The sequence below is a fragment of the Kocuria sp. CPCC 205263 genome (genome assembly GCF_040981075.1).
Classification (GTDB): domain Bacteria; phylum Actinomycetota; class Actinomycetes; order Actinomycetales; family Micrococcaceae; genus Kocuria; species Kocuria rosea.
Genome location: NZ_JAVKPV010000001.1, coordinates 38281 through 64019, shown reverse-complemented (window position 1 = coordinate 64019; position 25739 = coordinate 38281). Strand labels below are relative to the sequence as shown.

Here is a 25739-nt window from a genome sequence, read left to right as displayed (position 1 = left end):
GCCAGGATAGCCAGCGGCGGTCGGTACCCTGGTCGGGTGGCGCGCATCAACGAAATCCGCGACGGCGTCTTCGCCGTGAGCACGGACAACTGGAGGCTGAACTCCGGGGTCGTGCTCGGGTCCCGTCGCGCCCTCGTGATCGACACGGGCGCGGGCCCGCGCCAGGCCCGCGAGATCCTGGAGGCCGTCCGCTCGCTCACGGGCCTGCCGCTGACGGTGGTGAACACCCACGCCCACTACGACCACTTCCTGGGCAACGCCGTGTTCCAGCGCGCCGGGGCCGAGGACTTCTGGGCCCACCGCGGCTGCGCGGCGGCGATCCAGGCGCACGGCGACTTCCAGCGCTCCTTCGTGGGCACCCACGAGCCCGAGATGGCCGCCGCCGAGGGGCCGGACACCCGTCTCGTCGTGCCCAACCGGCACCTGCCGGGCACGGGCCGGCGCCCCGCCCTGACCCGGGTGGACCTGGGGGAGCGGGCGGCGGTGCTCTTCTCCTTAGGCCCGGGCCACACCGACAACGACCTCTGCGTGGGCGTCGACGACGTCGTGTTCACCGGGGACCTCGTGGAGCAGGGCGCCGACCCCAGCTTCGACGACTCCTACCCGCGAGGCTGGGCCACGGCCCTCGAAAGCCTGGCCGCCCTCGACCGGTACCAGGTCTTCGTCCCCGGCCACGGCAACCCGGTGGAGCGCGGCTTCGTGCTCCAGCAGGCCCGGCTCATGCGCACCGCGATAGAGCGGGTGGACGCGAGCGAGGCCGCCGCGGCGCAGCCGGACGGCATGCGGCCCGTGACCGCCTCGATGTTCCGCCTGCCCTACAACCCGGGGGCGGCGCGGATCCTCCTGGACCGGCTCGAGCGGATCAGGGCCGAGGACGCCGCGACCGAGGAGCTTGCAGCGCTGTCAGCGCCGCTGCCGCCAGGAGACTGACCCCGAGGATCGCCGCGCACGCCGCGACCGCAGCCCAGCCCCCGCCCGGCACGCGCAGGGCCGCCCACAGCGGCAGCAGGCCGACCAGCAGGGCCCCCGCGCCGGAGACGGCCAGCAGGGCGGTCAGGCCCCCGCCGGGCACGGGGCGCTCCACGGGCCCGGTCAGGCGCAGCACGAGCCCGCCGAGGGCGGCCCAGCCCGCCACGACCAGCAGGGACGCCACGACGTCCGAGGGCCGGTGCCAGCCGTTCAGCAGCGTGGCCACCCCGGTCGCGGTCGTGGCGCCGGCCCCCAGCAGCGCGACCACCGGCCGGGAGGGGGCGGGGGCCGCGAGCAGCACCACCGCCACGGCGGCGGCCGCGGCGGCCGTGTGCCCGGACGGGAAGGAGTTGACGGCGGCCTCCTGGATCCCGAGGTCCGGCTTCTCCAGCAGCACCCGCTTGAGCAGCTGGACCGTGAGGTTGGAGAGCACGACCACCGCCGCCCCGACCACCGCCGGGGCGAGGCGCCGGGAGCGCACGGCCAGGACCGCCAGGCACAGGGCGGAGACGGCGCCCACCACCCACGGGACCGAGTCGAGCAGCTGGGCGGCGCGGTCGGAGAGGTCGGGGAAGGCGCCGCTCGCCTGGCGCAGGGCCAGTTCGTCGAGCCACTGCCCGGTCGCGGTGGTGAGGGCCACGATCCCGACCAGCGCGGCCGACGCCCACAGGGCGGCGGCGCCGAGCAGGTGGCCCAGGACCTGCAGGACGGTGGGGGCGGGGCGGCGGGCGGTCGTGGTCATCGAGCTCCTGGGCGGTGGTGCGGATCGTCGGGGCGCGGGCACGGCCGCGGCCGTGCGGGCACCCGCGGAGCCCTCATCATTCCACGCACGGATCGGAGCGGACTGAGAGGCGCCGCCTAGGCTGGGGAGCATGCTCCCCGCCGTGGTCCTGCCCCCGCTCGACGACCTGCTCGCGCACGCGCACGTCGTCGCCCTGCCGATGCGGGTGCGCTTCCGCGGCGTCGACGTGCGCGAGTCGGTGCTCCTGCGCGGCCCGGCGGGGTGGGGGGAGTTCGGCCCGTTCCCCGAGTACGGGGACGCCGAGGCCGGCGCCTGGCTCCGCGCCGCGGTCGACGCCGCATGGCACGGCTTCCCGGCGCCCCGGCGCACGCGCATCCCCGTCAACGCCACCGTGCCCGCCGTGCCGGCGGCCCGGGTCCAGGAGGTCCTCGCCGGGTTCGGGGGCGGGGTGCGTGCCGTGAAGATCAAGGTCGCCGAGCGCGGCCAGGGGCAGGGGGACGACGACGCCCGGGTCGCGGCCGTGCGGGCCCTACTGCCGGAGGCCGAGCTGCGGGTGGACGCCAACGGCGGGTGGGACGTGCCCACGGCCCTCGCGGCCCTGGAGCGGCTCGGGCGGCACGGGCTCGCGTACGCGGAGCAGCCCGTGCCCACGATCGTGGGCCTCGCCGCCGTCCGGGAGGGCCTCGCCCACCGGGGCGTGCCGGTGCTGGTGGCCGCGGACGAGTCCGTGCGCAAGGAGGACGACCCCCTGGCGGTGACCCGGGCGGGCGCCGCCGACCTGCTCGTGGTCAAGGCGGCGCCGCTGGGCGGGGTGCGCCGAGCCCTGGACGTGGTCGCGCAGGCCGGCCTGCCGGCGGTGGTCAGCTCCGCCCTGGACACCTCCGTGGGCATCCGGGCGGGTCTCGCGCTCGCCGCCGCCCTGCCCGAGCTCCCGTACGCCTGCGGGCTCGGGACGGTGTCCCTCATGCGGGCGGACGTCCTGCGGGAGCCGCTGCGGCCGGTGGGCGGGATGCTCGAGCTGCGGGACGCGGTCCCGGACCCCGAGCTGCTGGCGCGCCACGCCGTGACCGCCGACCGTCGCCGGTGGTGGCTGGAGCGGCTGCGCCGCGTGCACGCCCTGGCCGGGGCCGCGCCTCAACCCTGACCCACGACCCCCAGGACCTCGGCCCGGAGCCGGTCCAGGTCCACCGGCTCGCCCTCGTGCAGCCCGTGGCCCCGGACCCAGGCCCGGGCGGCGCGCCACACGTCGTCGCAGCCGAGCTCCATGTCGGGGTGGGCGGCGCCGATCCGGGTCTGGGCCGTGTGCTCGGGGTCGTCGCCCGTGAAGGAGAAGACCGCCACGGGGCTGCAGGCGAGCCCCACCACCCCGCGGACGGAGGCGATGATCCGTCCGTGCAGGCAGTCCCCCGGGTGGAGGTCCCACGCGCGGTGGACGCTCAGGCAGTCCACGGCCGCACGCCGGTACCCGCGCGCGCCGTGCTCGTGCGGAACGTTCCCCCCGTGCTCCCGCGGGGACAGCAGTCCCCCCTCTGGTTCGGTGTGCATCGCGCGCCTCCTCCGCCGGTGTCCCGGCCGGCTCCGCCGCCGCGGCGGCACGGCCCGTGAGCGGATCGAGCAGAAGGAGGGGGGTCTTCCGTAAGTTCCCGGTCACGGCCCGGGGCGCTGGACGGATGGGACGGCCTGACGCCACGAGCATCCCAGAGCCGGGGCGGCCGCGGAATCCGCCGGCGCATTGTTTCTTTGAGTGAACTCGGCCCGGGACGGACCCGCTGATCAGGGGCGGATGGGTCCCCGGCCGGTCACTGCCCGTTCACCTGCGGTTCACACGGCCGCCCCCGGGGCCTCACCGGGCGGTGGTGCAGTGGCGGAGCACCCGTTCCCCGACCGCGGTCCGCCGCGGGCCCCGTCCCCTGGGAGAGCCATGACCGAAACCGCCAAGCGCACCGTCCTGCCCCTGCTCGGCCACACGCGCGGCAAGCGCAGCCCCGTCACGTGCCAGCTCAAGTGCGGCAGCGCCTGCGCAGGACCGGAGTGCAACACCTCCGGCAACGGCTACTTCCGCGACATCGCGAGCGCCGCGCTGTCCCGCCGCTCCGCCCTGGGCCTGGGCGCCGCGGCGGCCGTGACCGTCGGCGTCGTCGGCGCCACCCCGGAGACCGCCCAGGCCCACGGCCGCGGACGCTCCGGGCTGTCCTTCGCGCCCATCGCCCCCGTCCCGAACACCGTGGACGACCTCACGGTCCCCGAGGGCTTCGACTGGTCCCCGATCATCCGCTGGGGCGACCCCCTGTTCGCGGACTCCCCGGAGTTCGACCCCCTCCGGCAGACCCCGGAGTCCCAGGCGCGCCAGTTCGGCTACAACAGCGACTACCTGGACATCCTCCAGGACCGCGGCGGGCGCAGCGGCGTGCTCGTGAACAACCACGAGTACACGAACGAGAACCTCATGTTCCCCGCCGAGCAGCAGGACGACCTCCAGCGCGTGGCCCGGGTGGCCATGGCCGCCCACGGCATGTCCGTCGTGGAGATCGCCCGCACCGGCCCCGGCCGGCCCTGGTCCTACGTGCGCGGCGGCGCCCGCAACCGGCGCATCACCCTGAGCACACCCTTCGCCGTGGACGGCCCGGCCGCCGGCTCCGCGCTGCTGAGGACGCAGGACGACCCGACCGGCACCGTGGTCCTCGGCACGCAGAACAACTGCGCCGGCGGCACCACCCCGTGGGGCACCGTCCTGTCCGGCGAGGAGAACTTCAACCAGTACTTCAAGGGCAACGGCTCCGCCGAGCAGAAGCGCTACGGGATCTCCACCGAGGCCCCGAGCCGGCGCTGGCACGAGGTGGACCCCCGCTTCGACTCGACCCTGCCGGGCTACGCGAACGAGCCGAACCGGTTCGGCTGGATCGTGGAGCTCGACCCCCAGGACCCCGCCTCCACCCCGGTCAAGCACACCGCCCTGGGCCGCTTCAAGCACGAGGGCGCCAACGTGCGCGTGGCCGAGGACGGCACCGTGGTGGCCTACTCCGGCGACGACGAGCGCTTCGACTACCTCTACAAGTTCGTCTCCGCCCAGAAGTACGTGGAGGGCGACCGCGCCCACAACATGACGCTGCTCTCCGAGGGCAACCTGTACGTCGCGAAGTTCACCGGGGACACCGCGGCCGAGATCGACGGCTCCGGCCGGCTGCCCTCCGACGGCGCGTTCGACGGCTCCGGCGAGTGGTTGCCCCTGGTGGTGGACGGGGAGTCGGCCGTGGCCGGCATGTCCGTGGAGGAGGTCCTCGTCTTCACCCGCCTGGCCGCGGACCAGGTCGGTGCCACCAAGATGGACCGCCCCGAGGACGTCGAGCCCTCCCCGCACACCGGCAAGGTCTACGTGGCGCTGACCAACAACACCGACCGCGGCACCCCGGGCAAGGCCGGCCCGGACGAGGCCAACCCGCGCACCCAGAACCGCGACGGGCACGTCCTCGAGATCACGGAGCGCCACCACCGTGCCGACGCCACCGAGTTCGGCTGGAACATCCTCCTCGTCGCCGGCGACCCGGCGAAGAACGCCTCCACCTATTTCTCCGGCTACCCGGTGGAGAAGGTCTCCCCGATCTCCTGCCCGGACAACCTGGCCTTCGACTCGGAGGGCAACCTGTGGATCTCCACGGACGGCGCCCCGGGGACCATCGGCTACAACGACGGCCTGTTCAAGGTGGGACTGTCCGGGCGCAAGCGCGGCAACGTCGAGCAGTTCCTCGCCGTGCCGCAGGACGCCGAGACCTGCGGGCCCGTGATCCACGACCGCGAGCGCATGGTCTACGTGGCCGTGCAGCACCCGGGCGAGGACGGCTCCTTCGAGGAGCCCCGCTCCTACTTCCCGGACTACGTGGTGGAGACCCGCCAGGGCGAGGGCGAGTGGTCCCTGCCGCGGCCGTCCGTGGCCCAGGTCTTCGCCGTGGACCGGGCCGGGGAGCCCGAGTTCCCCGGCGCGATCCACGACCGGCCGGGCCAGGGCCGCAACCAGCACAAGCGGCGAAAGAACGGCGAGCGCGGGCCCCGCTACCGCGGCTACAAGGGCAAGGCCACCGCGGAGACGAAGGCGGCGGCGAGGACCGCGTCCCGCGCCTACTGAGCCCCGCCTCCGGAGGCGTCCGGCGCCCCCCCCGGTCCCCGGCCCGCCCCGCGGCGGGCCGGGGACCGGGGCGTTCCCGGACTACCCTGGTCTCCTGTGACCACCCCCTCTCTCGACACCGCCCGCACCGTCCTGGAAGAGCTCGTCGCCGCCGGGATGCGGCACCTCGTCGTGGCCCCCGGCTCCCGGTCCGCGCCGCTGGCCTACGCCGCGGCGGCCGCCCAGGCCGCCGGGGCCCTCGAGGTCCACGTGCGGGTGGACGAGCGGGGCGCGGCGTTCACCGCCCTCGGCATCGCACGGGCCACCGGCCGGCCGGCCGGGGTGCTCACCACCTCGGGCACGGCCGTGGGCAACCTGCTCCCCGCGGTGCTGGAGGCCGACCACGCCGAGGTGCCCCTGGTCGTGCTCTCCGCCGACCGCCCGCCGGAGCTTCGGGGCACCGGCGCCAACCAGACCACCCGCCAGCCGGGGATCTTCGGCGACCACGTGCGCGCCGCCGTGGACCTCCTCCCGGACGACGACGTGCCCGCCCGTCTCGAGGAGGTCCTCGCCGCCCTGGCCGGCCGTGCACGGCAGGGGCCACGGCCGGCAGGACCGGTCCAGCTCAACGTGGCCCTGCGAGAGCCGCTGCACCCCGCGCCGGAGGACGGCCCGGTGCTCGAGGCCCGGGCCCGGCTGCTGGCCGCCCGGACGGGAGCACGGCCGGACCCGGGGCCGGCCGCGGTGGCGGCCGGACCCGTCGCGGTCCCGCCGCCGGACGCCGGGACGGCGCGCTCCGTCGTCGTCGCAGGGGACGGCGCCGGACCGGACGCGGCACGCTTCGCCGAGGCGTGCGGACTGCCGCTGCTCGCGGAGCCCTCCTCGAACGCGCGGAGCGGTCCGCACGCCGTGGGGGCCTACCGGCTGCTGCTGGACTCCCCGCTGGGCCGGCGGATCGAGCGGGTCCTGCTCGTGGGCCGGCCCACGCTCTCCCGCCCGGTCGGGGCCCTGCTCGCCCGGGAGGACGTCGCCACCGCGGCCGTGCGGCCGGCACCCGTGGCCTGGTACGAGCCCGGGCGGCGCCGTGAGCGGGTGCTCATGAGCTGGGCCGAGGCGGCCGCCTTCACCGGCCGCGGCGCCCCCGGTTGGGCGCAGACCTGGCGGGAGGCGGGCGCCGCCGCGGACGGCGCCGTCGCCGGGCTGCTCGCCGCCGAGCCGCCGGAGCGGGCCACGGGCCCGGCCGTGGCCGCCGCGGTGTGGGAGGCCTGCCGGCGGGACGGGGCCGTGCTGCTGGCGGGCTCCTCCAACCCGGTGCGCGACCTCGACCTGGCCGCCCGGCCCGGCCCCGGCTCCCCGCTCGTGCTCGCCAACCGGGGGCTCGCCGGGATCGACGGAACGGTGGCCACGGCCACCGGCGCGGCGCTCGGCGGGGGCCGGCCGGTCCGCGCCCTCCTGGGCGACCTGACGTTCCTGTACGACGTCTCGTCCCTGCTGCTGGGCCCGGGCGAGCGCGAGCCCGACCTCCAGCTCGTGGTCCTCAACGACGGCGGCGGGGGGATCTTCACGACCCTGGAGCACGGCGCGCTGGGGGAGCAGGAGGAGTACCGGGCGGTCGTGGAGCGGTTCTTCGGCACCCCGCACGAGGCCCGGCTCGACGCGCTGTGCGCCGGCTACGGCGTGGCCCACCGGCGTGCGGCCGGCGTCGCCGAACTCGAGCAGTCGCTCGCCGCGCCCGTGCGGGGGCGCTCGGTCCTGGAGGTCGTGGTGGACCGGCGCGGGCTGCGTGACCTCCACGCGCGGATCCGGGCCGCCGTCGCCCGGGCCGCCGCGGAGGCCGCCGCGCAGGACATGGCGCAGGACACGGCTGCGGACAACGGTGCAGGAGACCGCGCCGGCCCCTGAGGGGCGTCGAGGTGCGCCGGGTGCCCTGCGCCGGCCGGCGCCCCGGGGCCGGGGACGCGGACGGGCCCCGCCCCCTGGCGAGGGGGACGGGGCCCGGAGGCGGTGCCGCGGGGGTCAGCCGCGCACGGTGGGCCCCTCGCGCTCGGCGGGCGCCTGCGGGTGCCCGGCGAGCTCCTCCACCCGGTGCTCGGCCTCCTCCAGCCTACGCTGGTGGGGCACCACGAGGGTGACCAGTGCGCCGAGCAGGGCCACGCCGGCGAAGACGTAGAACGCCTGGGGGCCGCCGAAGCCGGCCGCGGCGAGCCAGCCGCCGATGATCGGGCCGAAGATGCCGCCGAACCGGCCCATGCTGGCGCAGAACGCCACGCCGGCGGCCCGGGCGTTGGTGGTGTAGTAGTTCGACTGGAACCCGTAGACCAGGACCTGGGTGCCGATGGTGCCCACGCCGGCCACGGCGATGAAGAGGAACAGCAGCGGCAGCGGGAAGCTGAAGGTCATCAGGACCAGGGCGATCGCGGCCAGCGCGAAGGTGGTGGCGATCATCCGTTGCGGGCCGGTGCGGTCCGCGAGGCGGGAGGCCAGCAGACCGCCGACCAGGGCGGAGCCATTGAGCACGAGGACGAAGTACAGCGGGCTGATGCTGTGGCCGTAGCCGTTCATGATGACGGCGAGCCAGGTGTTCAGTCCGTAGGTGAGCAGCAGGCCGCAGAAGGACATGAAGCCCAGCAGGATCGAGGCCAGGGCGAACTGCCTGGAGAACACGGCCGCGTAGCCGGTCCTGCGCGGTGCGGCCCCCGCCTTCTGGATGACCTGCTCCTCGATTAGCGGGACGCCGGTCCGGAGGGCGACGGCCTCGGCCCGCTCGGTCTCGCCGCGGGTGAGCAGCCAGCGCGGGGACTCGGGGAGCTTCCACAGCATGAGCGGGACGAGCAGGAGGAGGGGGAGGGCCCCGATCATGAAGAGCCCGCGCCAGCTCAGGTCGGTGAGGAAGGCGATGCCCATGAGGGCGGCGAAGACGCCACCGGCGGGGATGCCGGAGTAGACGATGCCGTTGTAGAACTGGCGGCGGCCGGCGGGGGCGAACTCGGCCATGGTGGCGCCGGCGGTGGCGATCACGAGGCCGAGGCCGATGCCGGTGAGGAAGCGCATCGCGCCGAAGGCCAGCACGCTGGTGGTCAGCGCAGTGACGAACATGCCCACGGAGAACCAGGCGACACCGGTGATCAGCAGCCGGCGGCGGCCGAAGAAGTCGCCGATGGCCCCGCAGACGAGCGAGCCGATGAGCACGCCGATGAGGGCGTAAGAACCCACCAGGCCGGCGACGGCCGGCTCCAGGGCCCCGATCTGGGTGGGGTCGGCGAGCAGGCCCGGCAGGACCACCCCGTAGATGACGAGGTCGTAGCCGTCGAAGAGCAGGGCGAGGCAGATGATGAACGCCACGAAGCGGGCGGTCCTCTGCTCGAGCAGCGGATTCTCCGCGATGATGGTGTGTGGTTGGGTCATGTTCCCCGGGACCTCTCTGGGCAGCGCGTGGACAAGGCAGGAAGCGGGGGAGACCGGCGGTGCGTCCCCTGGCTGCGTCCAGCCTGGCAGAGCTGTGATCCGGGTCATATGAGGCAAAGACCCAGGGATCCACCAGGGGGGGATTCACATGGATGGAATATTGATGTCCTCGATCGAGACTGTCCTGGATATGAGTCCGGGCCCGTCGTCCGTAGACGACGGGCCCGGACCGCACCGGGTCACTGCTCCGGGGCCTGCACCTGCGTGGGGTTGAGCACGCGGGAGAGGAACGCCTGGGTGCGGGGCTCGCGGGGGTGGCGGATCACCTCGGCGGCGGGGCCCTCCTCGACGACCACCCCGCCGTCCATGAACACCACCTTGTCGGCGACGTCGCGGGCGAACTCCATCTCGTGGGTGACCACCAGCATGGTCATGCCCTCGGCGGCGAGGTTGCGCATGATGGCCAGGACGTCGCCCACCGTCTCGGGGTCGAGGGCGGAGGTCGGCTCGTCGAAGAGCATGAGGGACGGGTCCATCGACAGGGCCCGGGCGATCGCCACGCGCTGCTGCTGCCCGCCGGAGAGCTGGTCGGGGTACTTGTCCGCCTTCTCGGCCAGGCCCACGCGCTCCAGGTTGCCGCGGGCGATCCGCTCGGCCTCGGCCCGGTCCCGCTTGAGCACCTTGAGCTGGGCCACGGTGCAGTTCTCGAGCACGTTCAGGTGCGGGAACAGGTTGAACTGCTGGAAGACCATGCCCACGTGCCGGCGCATCCGGTCGACGTCGGCCTCGGGGTCGGTCACGTCGAAGTCGCCGATCGTGATCCGCCCCTGCTGGGGGGTCTCGAGCAGGTTGACGCAGCGCAGCAGCGTGGACTTGCCGGAGCCGGAGGGACCGATGAGGCAGACCACCTGGCCGGCGCCGACGCTGAGGGAGATGCCCTTGAGGACCTCGAGGGAGCCGTAGGACTTGTGCAGGCCCTCGACGACGACGGAGGCCGCGTCCGCGAGGCCGTCGGCGCCGCCGGGCCCGGACCGGGGAGTGGGGGAGGATGCAGTGCTCACAGTCAGGCTCCTAGGACTTCTTCATGCGGTCGGTCTTGGACTCGAAGCGGCGGGTCAGGATGCCCAGGGGCACCGTGATGATGAGGTAGCAGACACCCGCCACCACCAGCGGCGTGAGCCCCGCCCCGGCACCGGAGATGGCCTCGCGGCCGTACTTGGTGAGCTCGTACTGGCCCACGCCCATGCCCAGCAGGTAGACCAGCGACGAGTCCTTGGTCAGCAGGATCACCTCGTTGGTCAGCGGGGGCAGCACGATCCGCAGCGCCTGCGGGATGACGATCGTGACCATGGCCCGGGCGTGGGACATGCCCAGGGAGCGCGCGGCCTCGTACTGGCCCTTCGGCACGGCCTGCAGACCTGCCCGCAGGGACTCCGCGATGTAGGCGGCGGCCACGAGGCCCAGGGCGATCATCACCGTGACGTAGTGGTTGAAGCGGAAGCCGAAGGCCAGCGGGATGCCGTAGCCGAAGGCGAGGAAGACCAGCAGGGCGGGCACGCCGCGGAAGAACTCGATGTAGATCGTGGCCAGCCACCGGTAGGGCGCCACGGACGAGAGCTTCATGAGCGCGAGCACCACACCGCCGGTGAGGCCGACCACGAAGCCGAGGAGCGTGTAGATGAGCGTGTTCTTCAGCGCGACCACGATGATGCCGGGGAACTGCTGGGCCGCGATGGCCGGGTTGAACACCTTCTCGACCAGCAGCGGCCAGTCGGCGACCGCGATGAGGGCGAGGACGACGAGGATCAGGACGGCGTACTGGACGCCGCGGGAGAGCCGTGCTCTCTGGTGCATGGTCATGGCCATGGGTTGGTCCGTTCTGGGTGGTACGGGTGGGACGGTGACGGGGCCGGCGTCCCGGGTGCGGGTCGCCGGCCCCGGGTCAGTTCTCCTGGACGGGGATCCACGTCTCGACGATCCGCTCGAGCGTGCCGTCCTCCTCGATGCGGTCCAGGGTGGCGTCGACCGCCGCGAGCATCGCCTCGTCGCCCTTAGCCACGGCCACGCCGAGCTGGTCGTCGAGGTCGGCGGTCTCCTGCACCACGAAGTCCGGGTCGTCCTGGGCGTGCTGGGCGATCGCCGTGACGTCGTCGAGCACCGCGTCCACGCTCCCGGTGCTGAGGCCGGTGAACAGCGTGGTGGCGTCCTCGAACTGGACGGCGTTGAGGCCGAGCTCCCGGGCCTGGGTCTCGCCGACCGTGCCCTGCATGACCCCGACCCGCACCTGCTCCTCGCGGGCGGCGTCGATCGAGTCGACCCCGTCCTCCCCGTCGGTCACGAGGCCGACCTCGTTGTCGTAGTAGGGGTCGGAGAAGTCCATGACCGTCCGCCGCTCCTCGGTGATGGACAGGGCGGAGATCGCGACGTCGCACTGGTCGGTCTCGAGGGCCGCGCCGGACTGAATCGACTCGAAGGCGAGCGTGACGTTCTTCATCTCCACGCCGAGGTCCTCGGCGATCTCCCGGCCGAGGTCCATGTCGAGGCCGACCATCTCGCCGCCCTCCTCCATCTCGAACGGCGGGTAGTTGGACTCCGAGCACACGGTGAGGAACCCGGGCTCCACCAGGGCCACGGCCGAGGACGCGGCGGCCCCCGCGGTCTCCCCGCCGCCGTCCGCGGCCTCCCCGGAGGGGCTCTCGGACGTGCAGGCGGTCAGGGCGAGGGCGGCGATCGCGGACAGCGCCGCCAGGGCGTGCGCGCGGGACGGGCGGGTCGTCGGACGGGGCATGCGGGGTTCCTCCGGTGGGAGCAGTGGTCATCGGCGCGGTCGGGCCGGGCGCGGGGCCGGCCCTGCGGGGCGGTGGCCCCGCGCGTGTTCGGGCACCAGGATACGGTGCGGGCCCGGGTCCGGCTCAGCCGGCGAACAGGCCCGGGGCGGGCACGAGGCGCTCCCGGGCCCCGGCGGCCCGCTGCCCCAGGGCCTGGAGCATCGGCCGCAGCTTCGCCCAGGTCTCGGCCAGCTCGGCCTCGGGGTCGGAGGCGGCCACGATGCCGCACCCGGCGTAGAGCCGCACCGTGCGCTCGTCCTCCTGCACCGCCCCGCGCAGAGCGATGCCCCAGTCCCCGTTGCCGGCCGCGTCGAGCCAGCCGACCGGGCCCGCGTAGAGTCCCCGGTCCATCTGCTCCAGCTCCGGGATCGCGGCGGCGGCCACCGCCGTGGGCGTCCCGCACACCGCGGCGGTGGGGTGCAGGGCCTCGGCGAGCTCGAGGGAGGACGGCGGGTCCCCGGCCGGACCCGGGCGCAGCGCGGCGGTGACGTCCGAGGCGAGGTGCCACACGTTGGGCAGCTCGAGGATGAACGGCTCCGGGGAGGTCGTGACGGCGTCGGTGTAGGGGGCCAGCGACGCCTCGAGGGAGTCGATCGCGAACCCGTGCTCGTGCTGCTGCTTCTCGGACTCGCCGAGCACCCGCGCGGCGTACTCGTGCGGGTCCTCATCCGGGGGCGCGGCGTCCCGGTCCAGGGTGCCGGCGAGGACCCGGGCGTGAGCCACGCCGTCGAGGACCCGCACCAGCATCTCGGGGGTGGCCCCCATGAGCCGGCCCGCGCCCGCAGGGTCCCCGCCGAGGCCCACGCAGTACGTCCAGCACTGCTCGTAGCGCCGGGCGAGGTCCCGCACCACGGCCACGGCGTCCAGCGGGGCGTCCGTGCGCGCCACGACGTCCCGGGCCAGGACCAGCTTCTCCATCCGGCCGGAGCGGATGCGCTCGACGCCCTCGCGCACCGCCTCCGTCCACTCGTGCTCGCCCAGGGTCCCCGAGGACAGCCGGACCACGGCCGGCGCCGCGGGCGGCCCGCCCGCGGCGGGCGGACGCCCCGGGGCGGAGCCGATCCGGCGCAGCCAGGCGGCTGCGACGTCGTCGGCGCCCAGCGCGAAGGGGGTCCCGGGGGCCACGGCCACCACGAGGGTCACCCACGCGACGTCGCCCCGGCGGCCCACGAGCAGCTCCGGGACCACGAGCCCGGAGTCCACGGCGGAGGCGGTCGCGAACGTGAACGCGCCGAAGGCGGCCAGCCCGGTCCCGGGCACTCCCACGCGGTCCTCGACCACGGCCGCGCCGACCAGGTCGTCCCACCACACGCGGGCCGCCGTGAACCGGTCCGCGCCGCGCACCGTGTGCTCGGCGACCCGGCCCCAGGCCACGAGTCCGCGCCCGTCCACCGTCCAGGTGAGCAGCTCCGGTCCGACGAGCAGGTCCCGCAGGTCCGGGGCGGGCGCGGGATCCGCGCCCAGCGCGGACAGCGGCACCGTCAGGGCGTGCAGCACGGGGACCGGCGGGGCGGCTGCGGGGTCGGCGGCGGGGGCGGTGGGAGACATCGCCCCCCAGTCTAGGCCGACCGCCGGACAGCCCCTGGCCCCGCTCCCGCGGGCGAGGCCGCCTGGAGTGCGTCCGGGGTGGGCGCCGGGGGAGGAGCCCGGGCGGGGGCGTCGGAGCGAGGTGCGACAATGACCGGGTGAACCGAGCAGACCTGTCCAAGCAGCCGCACGAAGTCTCCGCCATGTTCGACGACGTGGCGCCCCGCTACGACCTCGTCAACGACGTCCTCTCGCTGGGGCGGACCCGCGGCTGGCGCAGGGTCGTCGCGGAGGCCGTCGGCGCCGTCCCGGGGGAGAAGGTCCTCGACCTCGCCGCCGGGACCGGGACCTCGTCCGAGCCGTACGCGGACGCGGGCGTCGACGTCGTGGCCGCGGACCTCTCGCTCGGGATGCTCGAGGTGGGCCGCGCCCGCCGCCCCGACATCGAGTTCGTCCAGGCCGACGCCACCCGGCTTCCGTTCGCGGACGCGTCCTTCGACGCCGTGACCATCTCCTTCGGGCTGCGCAACATCCAGGACTACCGCCGCGCGCTCGCCGAGATGCTGCGGGTCGCCCGGCCGGGCGGCCGGCTCGTGATCTGCGAGTTCTCGACCCCCACGGCCGCCCCGCTGCGCACCGTCTACACGGAGTACCTCATGAAGGCGCTGCCCGGGATCGCCGCGCGCGCGGCGTCCAACCCGGAGGCCTACCGGTACCTCGCCGAATCCATCGCGGCGTGGCCCGACCAGGAGGACCTCGCCGCCGAGATCCTCGCGGCCGGCTGGACCGGTGTGCAGTACCGCAACCTCACCGGCGGCATCGTCGCCGTGCACCGGGCCGTCAAGCCCGCCGCGGACGCCCCCGCCCGATGAGGGCCCTCGTCCTCGGCGGCGGCCCCGCCGGCGCCACGGCCGGGTACTGGCTCGCGGCGCACGGGATCGAGGTCACCGTCCTGGAGAAGACCGCGTTCCCGCGGGAGAAGGTCTGCGGCGACGGGCTGACCCCGCGCGCCGTGCGCGAGATGCGGCTCATGGACCTCCCGCACGGGCCCGAGCTCGGCTACGCCCGCAACCGGGGGCTGCGGCTCGTGGCCCGCGAGCGCACCGTCGAGGTGCCGTGGCCCGAGCTGAGCGACTTCCCGCCCTACGGGCTCGTGCGCACCCGGCTGGGCTTCGACGAGCACCTGGCCGGGCACGCCCGCGCCGCCGGGGCCCGGGTGCTCGAGCGCCGGGCCGTGACCGGGGTGTTCCGCGACGGCTCCGGCCAGGTCGTCGGCGCCCGCGCCAACGTTCTCGACGCCGCCGGGCGGCGCACCGGCGAGACCGAGGAGCACCGGGCGGACGTCGTGCTCGCCGCCGACGGCAACTCCTCCCGCACCGCGGTGTCCGCCGGGCTGCACAAGCGGGACGACCGCCCGATGGGGGTGGCGGTGCGCGCCTACTTCGAGTCCCCGCGCTCGGACCTGGACTGGATGGAGGGATGGCTCGAGCTCACCGACGGCACCGACCCGCAGCGGGCGCTGCTGCCGGGCTACGGCTGGGTCTTCGGCGTCGGGGACGGCACCGCCAACGTGGGACTCGGGATCCTGGACACCTCCCCGGCGTTCGGGGCCCTGGACTACCGGAAGGTGCTCGCGGACTGGACCGCGTCCATGCCCGCCGAGTGGACGTTCGACGAGGAGCACCGCCGCGGCCGCGTGCTCGGCGCGGCCCTACCGATGGCCTTCAACCGCACGCCGCACCACGTCCCGGGGATGCTGCTGCTGGGCGACGCCGCGGGCCTGGTGTCCCCGTTCAACGGGGAGGGCATCTCCAACGCGATGGAGTCCGCCCGCTACGCCGCCGAGCACGTTGTGGCGGCCGCGGCCGCCAACGGCCCCGCCCAGCGGGAGCTCGTGCTCGCCGGCTACCCCGACCGGGTCCGGCAGGAGTGGGGCGCCCACTTCACCCAGGGCCGGGTCCTGGCCCAGCTCATCGGCAGCCCTGCCGTGATGAAGGCGGCCGTGCGCACCGGCATGGCCGTGCCCGCGCTGATGCGCTTCGTGGTCCGGGTCATGGCGGAGCTCTCCGACCGCCCCGCCGCCACGTGGGAGGACCGGGTGGTCTCCCTCCTGGACGCCCTGACGCCCGCGACCGGCAACACCCGCCCCCCGAAAACTCGCTAGAGTGGTGGACCGTGACTGAATCCTCCTCCCCGAGCGCCGACGGCCCCGCCGCAGGCCTCGGCACCGATCAGGTGAAGCTGCCCGCAGGCTTCGACCTCATCGCGTCCGACGACCGGTTGGGCCCGGTCGTGCTCGGGTCGCTGGCCCGGATCGAGGAGCGGCTCGACGAGGCGGTGCGCAGCGCCGACCACCTGGCCGACGTCACCTCCCGCCACCTGCTCCAGGCCGGGGGCAAGCGCGTGCGGCCCCTGCTGACCGTGCTGGCCGGGGAGATCGGCGGCGGAATCAACGACGCCGTCCTCGAGTCCGCGGCCGTCGTGGAGCTCACGCACCTGGCGACCCTCTACCACGACGACGTCATGGACTCCGCGCCGCTGCGCCGCGGCGTCGCGACCGCGCAGACCGTGTGGGGCAACTCGGTGGCCATCCTCACCGGCGACCTCATCTTCGCCCGCGCCTCCTCGATGGTCTCCGAGCTCGGCCAGCGGGCCCTCAAGATCCAGGCGGACACGTTCGAGCGGCTCGTGCTCGGCCAGCTGCACGAGACGGTCGGCCCCCGCGAGGGGCAGGACCCGCTGGAGCACTACCTCGACGTCCTCTCGGGCAAGACCGGCTCCCTCATCGCGGCGTGCGGGCACTTCGGCGCGGTCCTGGCCGGGGCCGACCAGGACGTCGTGGACGTCATGGTCGAGTACGGGGAGAAGGTCGGCATCGCCTTCCAGCTCGCCGACGACGTGATCGACGTGACCGGCGAGGACGAGGTCTCCGGGAAGTCCCCCGGCACCGACCTGCGCGAGGGGGTGCCCACCCTGCCGGTGCTCATCCTGCGCCGGATGGCGGGAGAGGGCGACGTCGCCGCGGTGCGCGCCCTCGAGCACCTCGACTCCGACCTCGCCTCGGACGAGGCCCTGGCCCGGGCCGTGACCGCGGTCTCGGGGCACCGGGCCACCGAGGAGGCGTGGCGGATCGCCCGGCACTGGGCCGACGAGGCCATCGCGTCGCTGGAGCCGCTGCCGGACACGGTGGCCAAGCGCGCGCTCGTGGCGTTCGCGCACGCCGTCGTCCACCGCGAGGCCTGAGCCGGCCCCGCACCGTGCGTCCCGGGCCGTGGCGCCGGGTGTGGTTCCCGCGGTCCCACGGGCTAGCCTGTAGCCGTCCGCAGACCACTTCCCGCACCCGAGGACGACCATGACCCCTCAGTCCCCACCCGGCGGTGCCGCCGCGCCACGCGAGGCGTTCTCCAGCCGCACCGTCTTCATCCTGGCCGCGATCGGCTCCGCCGTCGGCCTCGGCAACATCTGGCGCTTCCCCTACATCGCCTACGAGAACGGCGGCGGGGCGTTCCTGATCCCGTACCTCGTCGCGCTGCTGACGGCCGGTCTGCCGCTGCTGATGCTCGAGTACGGCATCGGCCACCGCTTCCGCGCCTCGGCGCCGCTGGCCTACCGCCGCCTGCACCCCAAGACGGAGTGGATCGGCTGGTGGCAGATGGGCATCAGCTTCGTGATCGCCGTATACTACGCCGTCATCCTCGGCTGGGCGATGCTGTACACCTACTTCTCGTTCGGCAAGGCCTGGGGGGACGACCCCGCCGCGTTCTTCCTCTCGGACGTCCTGCAGACCTCCGAGGAGGTCGGTGTGGGCCTCGACTTCGTCCCCAACGTGCTGGCCGTCACGACCGTCGCGTGGATCGCGCTGCTCGTGGTGCTGCTGCTGGGCGTGCAGAAGGGCATCGGCCGGGTCAACCTCGTGCTCATCCCGCTGCTCGTGCTGATGTTCCTCACCATCGTGGTCATCGCCCTGACGCTGCCGGGCGCCACCGACGGCCTCAACGCCTTCTTCACCCCGGACTGGGCGGCGCTCACCGACAGCGCCGTGTGGGTCGCCGCCTACGGCCAGATCTTCTTCTCGCTCTCGGTCGGGTTCGGCATCATGATCACCTACTCCTCCTACCTCAAGCCCAAGACGGACCTCACCGGCTCGGGGCTCGTGGTCGGCTTCGGCAACTCCAGCTTCGAGATCCTCGCCGGCATCGGCGTCTTCGCGGCGCTGGGCTTCATGGCCGGGGTCTCCGGCGTGGGCGTGGACGAGGTCGCCACCTCGGGCATCGGCCTCGCGTTCATCGCGTTCCCGACGATCATCTCCCAGGCGCCGCTCGGCACGCTCATCGGCGTCCTCTTCTTCGCGACCCTCACCTTCGCGGGCTTCACGTCGCTCGTGTCGATCGTCGAGGTCGTCGTGGCGGCCGCCCAGGACAAGCTCGGCCTGCGCCGGCGCACCGCCGTGGTGGCCGTCGTGGTGCCCATGGCGCTGATCTCCCTGGCCCTGTTCACGACCACCACGGGGCTGAACCTGCTCGACGTCACGGACAACTTCGTCAACCAGTTCGGCATCGTCGCCGCGGCGCTGGTGTCCATCATGCTGCTCACGGCCGGCTTCTCCGCGCTGCCCACCCTGCGGGACCACCTGAACTCGGTGTCCTCCTTCAAGCTGGGGCGCACCTGGATGGTCGTGGTCGGCGGGATCACCCCGATCATGCTGGGCTACATCCTCATCAACACGCTCACCACCACCCTGGCGGAGGGCTACGGCGAGATGCCCGCGTGGTTCGTCAACACGTTCGGCTGGGGCACGGCGCTCGCGATCGTCGTCGTCGCGCTGCTGCTCTCCCGGCTGCCGTGGCCCGCCGGCTCGGCGGCCTCGGACCTCAGCCCGTCCCCGGCGATCGTCGACGCCTCCGTGGACCGGCGCCGACTGCAGGGCGGCCAGCCGCTCTCGCGCTGGTCGGACACCGCCCTGCGCACCCCGGCCCTCGACCAGGACTTCTCCTACCGCACCCTCGCCGAGGGCACGGCCGGGTCCACGGGCCGGCACGCGGAGGCCCCCGCCGAGGGGACCGGCACGGCGCCCTGGAGCTCCGGCACCCCGTCCAGCACCACCGGATCCCAGGAGGACCCCCGATGACCACTCCCGCCATCATCATGCTCATCGTGGCCGTGTGCACGGTGTGGGGCGGCTTCATCGCCGCCGTGCTCCACCTGCGGCGCACGCCGGAGGTGGACGAGAACGACCAGGGCTTCGGCGGCGACGACTACGTCCGCACCACCTGACCCCGTCCCGGACCCCCGGGACCAGCAGGAGGGCTTCCGGCGCCGCGCGGCGCCGGGAGCCCTCCTGCACGTGGTGACCCGGGTCCGCGCCCCCCGGCCCGGAGCCCGGGTGCGGCGAACCCGGAACGGGCCGCCGCCACGCGCCGGACCCGGGGCGAGGTGCTCAGGCGCGGCGCGCCCGCGGGGCGCGCACCGCATCCAGCACGAGGAGCAGCACCGCGAGCCACACGAAGCAGAAGCTGACCCAGCGCTCCAGGGGCATCTGCTCGCCGAACACGAGCACGGCCAGCAGGAACTGCCCGATGGGCGCCACGTACTGGATCATGCCCACGGTGCTCAGCGGCAGGCGGGTCGCGGCGATCCCGAACAGGATCAGCGGCACGGCCGTGATCACGCCCGAGGACAGCATCAGCAGGAGGTGGCCGGTGCCCTCGCTGCCCAGGGTCAGCCGGCCGTCCGCCCCGAGCAGCGCCACGACGATCGCGGCCACCGGGGTCAGCGCCATCGTCTCCACGGTCAGCGTCACGATCGCCGGGTAGGACCCGCCCATCCGGTTCTTCACGAGGCCGTAGAAGCCGAAGGAGAAGGCCAGGCCCAGCGAGAGCCACGGCACCCGCCCGTAGAAGACGGCCATGACCACGACCGCCACGAACCCGATCCCCACGGCCGTCCACTGCAGGGCCCGCATCCGCTCCCGCAGCACCAGCACGCCGAGCAGGATGGCCACGAGGGGGTTGATGAAGTAGCCGAGAGAGGCCTCCAAGGTGTTCCCCGTGGTCGTGGCGACCGTGTAGAGCCACCAGTTGACCCCGATCAGCAGGCCGGCCACGGCCAGGGTCCCGAGGGCGCGCGGAGCGCGCAGCGCCCGGCCCAGGGGGTGCAGCTGCCCGGTGAGCGCCAGCAGCGCCAGGCAGAAGACCAGGGAGAAGAGCACGCGCATCGCCACGATCTCCACCGGCGTGGCCGGCTCCAGGGCCACGAAGTACAGCGGGAGCAGGCCCCAGATCCCGTAGGCGGCGAATCCGGAGAGCACACCGGCCCGGGTCCTGGACTGCTCGTCGGGATCCGGGCCGGGTGCGGTGTTGTAGGCGGTCACGCTCGAGGGTACCGCCGGGGGTCAGAGGCCGAAGAATCGGCTGAAGAAGCCCTTCTTCCGCTCGCCCTGCTCCTCCTCGGCGGTCTCCTCGCCCTCCACCACGGGCTCCGTCCCGGCGCTGCCCGGGACACCGGGGCCGGCCACGACCTCGCGCTCCACCTGCGGCTCCGCAACAGGCTCCCGGTGCTGCGCGGCGGCGGGCTCGGGCACCTCCTCGCGGGCCGGGCGGACGGGCTCGGGGCCGGGCACCACCGTGGTGCTCACACGGCCCGGGCGCACCTCCCGGTCCGAGGGCTCCTGGTCGAACGGGAGGTCGGTCTCGGCGGCACCGGCGTGCGCGGCGGCCGGCTCCTCGGCCGGCCGGGGCTCCTCGGCCGGCTCGAGCCGGACGTGCTCCGTCTCGACGAAGTCGGGCACCTCGATCGGCTCGGGATGCTCCCGCGGGGCCTCCTCGGGCACCGGGGTCTCCGCGGGAGCCGCCGGGGCCGCGGCGCGGTGCGGCTCGGCCTCCTGCCGGGCGGCCGTGGCCTCGGCGGCGGCACGGTCCTCGCGCAGGGTGGCAGCGCGCTCCCGGGCGTCGGCGGCCAGGTCCACCAGGATCTCGGGGCCGACGGACGGCTCAGCAGGCTCCACACCGGAGATCTGGTGGTCGTCGAACCAGAACCGCTGCGCGCCGTCCCGCACGGTCACCACGCACGTGGCCTCGGTGTCCCACTCGATGTGGGCGCCGCGCAGCTTGGCGTAGGAGTCCACGGCGAGGTTGTGGTCCACCGCGGTGTCCGTGGTCAGCGCCTCGGCGATGACCCGCATCATCCGCTCCACGGTGAGCTCGGGGAGCTCGAACTCGGGTCCGTCCAGCAGCAGCCACGCGGTGACGCCGCCGCCCGCTCCCGCGGGGTAGTGCGCGTACACGCCCGTCACGGCCTTGGCCGCCAGCGTCAGCCGGCGGGCGAGGCCCTCCGCCACGGGCAGCTCGTCGGTGGACAGCTCGTCCACTCCCAGCCGTTCCCCGGCCTCGCGGGCCTGGACCGCGGCGGAGACCACTGCGGCCGGGAAGTGGCCCAGCTCCTGCCAGGACCAGATCCAGGAGCCGCGGGAGGCGGAATCGGTGCCCAGCAGATAGGGCGTCAGGGTCACGGGGGGCTCGGTCTGCAGGGTGAACGCCGGCGCGGAGAAGTCGACGTCCCACCCGGCGCCCTGGGTCAGCTCGGCCAGCCTGGCCTGGTACTCGGTGGAGATGAAGATCGACTCGTCGATCAGTTCCTGCAGCGTTTTCGTCATGCGTCCAGGCTAGCAACCCTCGCGGGTGCGGGAGCGTCATGGCGGGCGCCGCCCGGTGCGTCGGCGGGGGCGCCGGACGGCCGCTCCGCCCGCGGCGGCCGGGGACCGCTTGGGTAGGGTGGGGCGAGACCCCCGGGGCCCAGCGGGTGCCGCGCCCGTCCCGTGACCACACGATCCGAGCAGGCCCCCTCGCGGGCCGGGAACGAGCCACCGCATGAGCGAGACCCCCGCCACCCCGACCCCCGGACCGGCCCGGCAGGAGCTGCTGAACACGATCGGCTCGTGGGTGCTCTCCGTGCTGCGCACGGAGCCGGGATGGGACCGGATGGTCGTGGACCTCAAGGTTCAGGACGGGCGCGTGCACCTGCGCGTGCGCGAGCAGCGGGGCGACGAGGTGGTGCCCGGCACCGCCGGGCCCATCAAGGAGGACAGCGCCGTCATCCCCGCCGTCGAGCAGCTGCGGGAGAACGTCCACGTCCCCGGGCGCGGGACGTGGTTCACGGCCACGGTCGTGATCCTCGCCGAGGGCTGGCCCGAGCCGACCCACCGGATCGGAGGCACCTACGACCTCGACGGCGAGCCCAGCCAGTGGGGGACCGAGGGGCCGTTCACGGCCCAGGACGTCCTGGCGCACCTCGAGCGCTTCCCCCGCACCCGCGCCCGGATCCCCGCGTGGGCCCTCGAGCTCGCCCGACGGGACGGCGTCGAGCTGCCCGCCCTCGCCCCGGGCGCCGAGCAGCAGGCCGACCCCGAGGGAGTCGTCAACCCCCTCGTGCGGGCGGCCGTCGACCGGTTCGTGAGCGCCCCCGACAACAAGGCGATGATCGAGGTCGTCCGGCAGTGCATGGCGGGCTCCCTGCTGCTGGACGTCACGGCCAGCGACCTCGTGGCGGGCCCGGGCGGGGAGGCCGTGGGACCGGAGTCCACCCTGCGCGTCCAGACCCTGGGAGAGCCGGACGGCACGCGATCCCTCGCCGCCTACACCTCGGCGGCGGAGGCCCAGGCCATGTTCGACCGCCACCACCCGGACGGCGGCAAGCCCGTGCTGCTGCGCGAGTCCGCCGTGAAGGTCCTGAAGATGCTCGCCGACGACCCGCAGCACGACCACCTGGTCATCGACCCGGCCCACAGCGGCTGCCGGATCAGCCGCCCCCAGGTGGAGTGGGCGATGCGGGCGCCGCGCAACGACGCCGTGAAGGCCGCGATGCTCGAGAACAACATGTCGCAGCTGCTCGCCGGGCTCCTGGCCCCGGACGCGGTGCTGCTGCTCGGCGCGCGCGTGCAGGACGGGCGCGCCGTGCCGGTCTACGCGAAGCCGCAGGAGGAGGGCGCCGCACCGGACACCCTCCTGCTGTTCACGTCCGCGCCCGAGGTCGCCGTGCTGGACACCACCCTGGAGGTCCGCTCCGCGCCGGCCCGCCAGGCGCTGCGCTTCGCCCTCGACGCCGGGGCGCGGAAGGTCAGCATCAACGCGCACCCCCCGGTGGCCACGCTGACCGCCGACCAGCTCCGGGAGCTCCTGGCCCTCGTGGAGAAGGAGCCGGGGCAGGCAGGGGGCGCCGAGGCCGGGCCGGGTCCGGCCGGGGACGGCACCGGGCGGAGCTGAGTCCCGGCGGGTGGCTCAGCCCGCGGCGGGGAGGGGCTGCTCTGCGGAGGGCTGCTCCGGGGCGGCCTGCTCGCGGGAGGCGCCGGCCGCGAGGCAGTCGGCGCAGATGCCCTGGTAGACGACGTCGGCGGTGAGCAGCTGCATGCCGTGGTGCTCGGAGGGCGTGAGGCACGGGGCGTGGCCGACGGCGCAGTCGACGTCGGCCACCGTTCCGCAGCGCACGCAGTACGCGTGGTGGTGGTTGTCCCCGGTGCGGGTCTCGTACCGGGCCGGGGACGCTGGCGGCTCGAACTTGCGGAGCATGCCGACGGCCGTGAGGTCGGAGAGGACCACGTAGACGGACTGCAGGGTGATCGCCGGCAGCACCGTGCGGACGTCCGCGAGGACCTCGTCTGCGGTGGAGTGCGGGCGGCGGTCCACCGCGTCGAGGACGGCCAGCCGCTGCTTGGTGACCCGGCGGCCGTGGGAGCGCAACAGGTCCGACCACGCGGCGGCCCGGGCGGTGTCCGGTGCGGGGCGTTCCGTTGTCTGCATCCTTCTACCGTAGCGTTATCACGATGGACTCACAATAGCGGTGCGCATCCGCCCCGCCCGTGTCCGACAAGGTCGATCCCTCGTGACAGTTCTGGTCGCACCGGCGGGCACCGGCTTTCACCCGCCTCTGACCTGCGCTTACGATGTGCGCGGGGGATGGGGGTCCGGCACCGTCGTCGTGGCGTGCGCGCCCGCGGGTCGGACGGGACGTTCCCGGAGCACTTTCTTCCCGAACGACCGCGACCACCACGGAGACAGACATGACGCGTCCTGCCCACGCCCGTCCGAACGGCCCCACCGGCGACCCGGGGGCGCTCCGTGACGACGTCCTCCTCGATGCCGCCCACTCCGGGGACGCCGACGCCTTCGGGGTGCTGCGGGAGCGGTACCACGGCACGGCCCTCGCCGTGGCGCGGTCGCGGACCGGCAGCACGGAGGATGCGGAGGGCGTCGCCGCGGCGGCTCTCGGACGGATCGAGCAGATCGTCGGCGAGGGCGGCGGACCCCGCGCCTTCCTCGGCGCCTTCGTCGTGTGGATGGTCGGACGGGAGGCCGACGGCGGCACTCGGCCGGTCGCGCTGCCGGACGATCCCGCCGACCCCGCGTCCCTGGTCCGCGTCTTCAGCGGCCTGCCCGCCGAGTGGCAGGGCTTCCTCTGGCGCACCGAGGTCCTGGGCCAGAGCGCCCGCCGGGCCTCGGCGGCGCTGGGGCTCGGCGCGGTCGCGGCCGCCGGTCTGCACCGTGACATGGTCCGGGGTCTCCGCGGGCTCTACGGCCAGGCAGCGGCGGACCGGGCGGCCGGACCGGACTGCGCGGAGTTCTCCGCCGAGCTGCCCCACTTCGTCCGGGGCACCCGCGGGCAGCGGAGCCGGCGGGACGTCAAGGCGCACCTGGACGGGTGCGCCCGCTGCACCGCCGAGTACCTGAGCCGACAGGACGTCGGGACGGGCCTGCGCACGTGGACGCTGCCCGTGCTGGCCGGTCTGCCGCTGTGGGGCACCGAGTCCCTCGAGCTCGCCAACCTCATCGCCGCCGCGGGTGCGGGGACCGGCGCGGCCGCCGGAGCAGGAGCCGGAACGAGCGCCGCCGCGGCCGGTGCGGATGCCCCGGCCGGTGCCGCCGCCGTCGGTGCGGGGGCCTCCCGTTCCCGTCCGGAGGACGCGCCGGGGACCTCGCCGTGGTCGAGCCGCAGGACGAAGGTCCTCCTGGGCGCCGGGGCCCTGGCGACCGCCGTGGTGGTCGCCGCGGTGGGCGTGTCCGGCGGGGGCGACCCGGTGCCGGCCGCCGACAGCCTCGCCGCCGAGCGGGCGCCGCGCACCGCCGAGGACCTGGAGAAGCCGCGCGCGGACGCTCCTGCGGCCGGGGAGGAGCAAGAGGACGACGAGTCCGGTGCCGGGGTTTCCGCGGCGGAGAGGGACGGGAGCCCGTCCGGGTCGGACGAGGCCGCGGCCGGGCAGGCGCCGGGCGACGCCCCGGCCGGCGTGTCCCGAGACGGTGCCGGGCCGGAGGCCGCGGCCCTCGTGGCCGACGCCGGTGGCGGCGGTGACGACGTGGCCGGTGCCGGCCGCAGCGGTGACGACGCGGGCGTTGCGGCGGCCGGCGGCGCCGGCGGCGTGCAAGGTCCGTCCGCGGACGAGGGTGCAACCCTGCCGCGGTCCGGTGCGGAGCGGCCGGCGTCCGTGCCGGGCGGGGCCCCCGCCCCGGAGACCGGGGCGCCCGGCGCGGCGTCGAGCGATGGAGCTGGAGCTGCCCGGGACGCGTCGTCCGGGGACGCGCCGACGAGCGCGCCGCCGGCCCGCAGGGCCGACGCGCCCGCGACCGCTCCCACACCGGCGCGAGAGGCGGGCATCCCCGCGCCCGTCCCGTCGGTGCTGATCCCGCGGCCGGCCGTGGACGCGAGCCCCGCGCCGTTCAAGGCGCCGGCGCCCCCGGCCCGGACGGCCGGACCGCCGAGCGACCCCACGAGCTCGGACGCCGCTCCCGGACGCCGGCACGCGCAGCAGGGGACCGGCGCCCCCGGGGTGCGGTACGCCGAGCGCGGGCCCCGACACCGTGGGACGAGCTGGGACGACGACGGGTCCCGCGAGCGGAAGCACTCGGGGCGCCACAGCCGCGAGCACCAGCGGGGGTCGGACGGGGCGCCCGGCCGCTCCGGCGGCCACGCCGACCAGGGGGAGGGCCGCTCCCACCGCTGAGCGCACCGCCCCGCCCGCGGCTCCCGGAGACCGGGCGTCGCCCGGCGGCCCCGCTACCCTCGGCGGCACTGTGTTACGAACGGGAACAGCTCGTGACAGGGGCGGCGTGCCGCCCTCCGCCGGGGCGCTCTACCATGGGCTCGGGGGACCGGGGGGTCCACAGTTCTGGAACCGCGCGCCGTC

General features: G+C 74.9%; 21 protein-coding genes. 11 read left to right on the top strand and 10 right to left on the bottom strand.

All coding sequences use genetic code 11. From position 1 onward, the window contains the following. Positions 1-36: 36 nt before the first annotated feature. Positions 37-930 carry an MBL fold metallo-hydrolase gene (locus tag RF647_RS00295; protein WP_368809974.1) on the top strand — a complete coding sequence of 298 codons (894 nt, stop codon included), beginning with the start codon at positions 37-39 and terminating at the stop codon, positions 928-930. Here the strand turns inward: RF647_RS00295 and RF647_RS00290 are convergent. Beyond that, positions 863-1711 (bottom strand): phosphatase PAP2 family protein, encoded by an 849-nt coding sequence (locus RF647_RS00290; protein ID WP_368809973.1) that lies wholly within the window; start codon positions 1709-1711, stop codon positions 863-865. The genes RF647_RS00295 and RF647_RS00290 overlap by 68 nt on opposite strands. A 130-nt stretch (positions 1712-1841) precedes the next feature. On the opposite strand from RF647_RS00290, the gene RF647_RS00285 reads away from it, so the two are divergent. After that, positions 1842-2855, top strand: coding sequence for an o-succinylbenzoate synthase (locus RF647_RS00285; RefSeq protein WP_368809971.1), 1014 nt, complete (start codon positions 1842-1844; stop codon positions 2853-2855). On the opposite strand, the gene RF647_RS00280 is transcribed toward RF647_RS00285, so the two are convergent. After that, positions 2846-3256: a hypothetical protein gene (locus RF647_RS00280; protein ID WP_368809969.1), complete on the bottom strand. Its 411-nt coding sequence runs from the start codon at positions 3254-3256 to the stop codon at positions 2846-2848. The two genes, RF647_RS00285 and RF647_RS00280, sit on opposite strands and share 10 nt — an antisense overlap. A gap of 376 nt (positions 3257-3632) precedes the next feature. Between RF647_RS00280 and RF647_RS00275 the strand changes: the two genes are divergently transcribed. Beyond that, on the top strand, positions 3633-5831 hold the full coding sequence (locus RF647_RS00275) for a PhoX family phosphatase (RefSeq protein WP_368809968.1): 2199 nt from the start codon (positions 3633-3635) through the stop codon (positions 5829-5831). Between the two features lie 96 nt (positions 5832-5927). Then, on the top strand, positions 5928-7712 hold the full coding sequence (gene menD, locus RF647_RS00270) for a 2-succinyl-5-enolpyruvyl-6-hydroxy-3-cyclohexene-1-carboxylic-acid synthase (RefSeq protein WP_368809967.1): 1785 nt from the start codon (positions 5928-5930) through the stop codon (positions 7710-7712). 114 nt (positions 7713-7826) lie between these two features. Here the strand turns inward: menD and RF647_RS00265 are convergent, their stop codons facing one another. The 5 genes from RF647_RS00265 to RF647_RS00245 all read right to left on the bottom strand — a co-directional run bounded on the left by RF647_RS00265 (position 7827) and on the right by RF647_RS00245 (position 13591). Beyond that, the gene (locus RF647_RS00265) at positions 7827-9215 is read right to left on the bottom strand and encodes an MFS transporter (RefSeq protein WP_368809965.1); all 1389 of its coding nucleotides are present in this window, start codon (positions 9213-9215) and stop codon (positions 7827-7829) included. 239 nt (positions 9216-9454) lie between these two features. After that, complete coding sequence (locus RF647_RS00260; RefSeq protein WP_368809964.1) at positions 9455-10276, bottom strand: amino acid ABC transporter ATP-binding protein; 822 nt, start codon at positions 10274-10276, stop codon at positions 9455-9457. A gap of 10 nt (positions 10277-10286) precedes the next feature. Next, positions 10287-11081, bottom strand: a complete 795-nt coding sequence (locus RF647_RS00255; protein WP_035924981.1) for an amino acid ABC transporter permease — start codon at positions 11079-11081, stop codon at positions 10287-10289. A gap of 76 nt (positions 11082-11157) precedes the next feature. Further along, a complete protein-coding gene (locus RF647_RS00250) occupies positions 11158-12003 on the bottom strand; it encodes an ABC transporter substrate-binding protein (protein WP_368809962.1) in 846 nt (281 codons plus the stop codon). Positions 12004-12127: 124 nt separating this feature from the next. Then, positions 12128-13591, bottom strand: coding sequence for an isochorismate synthase MenF (locus RF647_RS00245; protein WP_368809960.1), 1464 nt, complete (start codon positions 13589-13591; stop codon positions 12128-12130). A 137-nt stretch (positions 13592-13728) separates the two neighbouring features. Between RF647_RS00245 and RF647_RS00240 the strand changes: the two genes are divergently transcribed. The 5 genes from RF647_RS00240 to RF647_RS00220 all read left to right on the top strand — a co-directional run bounded on the left by RF647_RS00240 (position 13729) and on the right by RF647_RS00220 (position 18844). Then, positions 13729-14442 carry a demethylmenaquinone methyltransferase gene (locus RF647_RS00240; protein WP_368809959.1) on the top strand — a complete coding sequence of 238 codons (714 nt, stop codon included), beginning with the start codon at positions 13729-13731 and terminating at the stop codon, positions 14440-14442. Then, positions 14439-15734 carry a geranylgeranyl reductase family protein gene (locus RF647_RS00235; protein ID WP_368809958.1) on the top strand — a complete coding sequence of 432 codons (1296 nt, stop codon included), beginning with the start codon at positions 14439-14441 and terminating at the stop codon, positions 15732-15734. The genes RF647_RS00240 and RF647_RS00235 overlap by 4 nt, the downstream gene beginning before the upstream one ends. A 71-nt stretch (positions 15735-15805) precedes the next feature. Beyond that, positions 15806-16813, top strand: coding sequence for a polyprenyl synthetase family protein (locus tag RF647_RS00230; RefSeq protein ID WP_368810347.1), 1008 nt, complete (start codon positions 15806-15808; stop codon positions 16811-16813). A gap of 109 nt (positions 16814-16922) precedes the next feature. After that, positions 16923-18698, top strand: coding sequence for a sodium-dependent transporter (locus tag RF647_RS00225; protein ID WP_368809957.1), 1776 nt, complete (start codon positions 16923-16925; stop codon positions 18696-18698). After that, positions 18695-18844 (top strand): methionine/alanine import family NSS transporter small subunit, encoded by a 150-nt coding sequence (locus RF647_RS00220; protein WP_126350305.1) that lies wholly within the window; start codon positions 18695-18697, stop codon positions 18842-18844. Before RF647_RS00225 ends, RF647_RS00220 begins: the two co-directional genes overlap by 4 nt. A gap of 163 nt (positions 18845-19007) precedes the next feature. On the opposite strand, the gene rarD is transcribed toward RF647_RS00220, so the two are convergent. Next, complete coding sequence (gene rarD, locus RF647_RS00215; protein ID WP_368809956.1) at positions 19008-19940, bottom strand: EamA family transporter RarD; 933 nt, start codon at positions 19938-19940, stop codon at positions 19008-19010. A gap of 21 nt (positions 19941-19961) precedes the next feature. After that, a complete protein-coding gene (locus RF647_RS00210) occupies positions 19962-21221 on the bottom strand; it encodes a DUF6882 domain-containing protein (RefSeq protein WP_368809954.1) in 1260 nt (419 codons plus the stop codon). Between the two features lie 214 nt (positions 21222-21435). Here RF647_RS00210 and RF647_RS00205 point away from each other — a divergent pair, with 214 nt between their 5' ends. After that, complete coding sequence (locus RF647_RS00205; protein WP_368809953.1) at positions 21436-22827, top strand: SseB family protein; 1392 nt, start codon at positions 21436-21438, stop codon at positions 22825-22827. Between the two features lie 15 nt (positions 22828-22842). Here the strand turns inward: RF647_RS00205 and RF647_RS00200 are convergent, their stop codons facing one another. Then, positions 22843-23361 (bottom strand): Fur family transcriptional regulator, encoded by a 519-nt coding sequence (locus RF647_RS00200; RefSeq protein ID WP_368809951.1) that lies wholly within the window; start codon positions 23359-23361, stop codon positions 22843-22845. Positions 23362-23621: 260 nt separating this feature from the next. On the opposite strand from RF647_RS00200, the gene RF647_RS00195 reads away from it, so the two are divergent. Beyond that, positions 23622-25556, top strand: a complete 1935-nt coding sequence (locus tag RF647_RS00195) for a zf-HC2 domain-containing protein (RefSeq protein ID WP_368809949.1) — start codon at positions 23622-23624, stop codon at positions 25554-25556. Positions 25557-25739 lie beyond the last annotated feature (183 nt).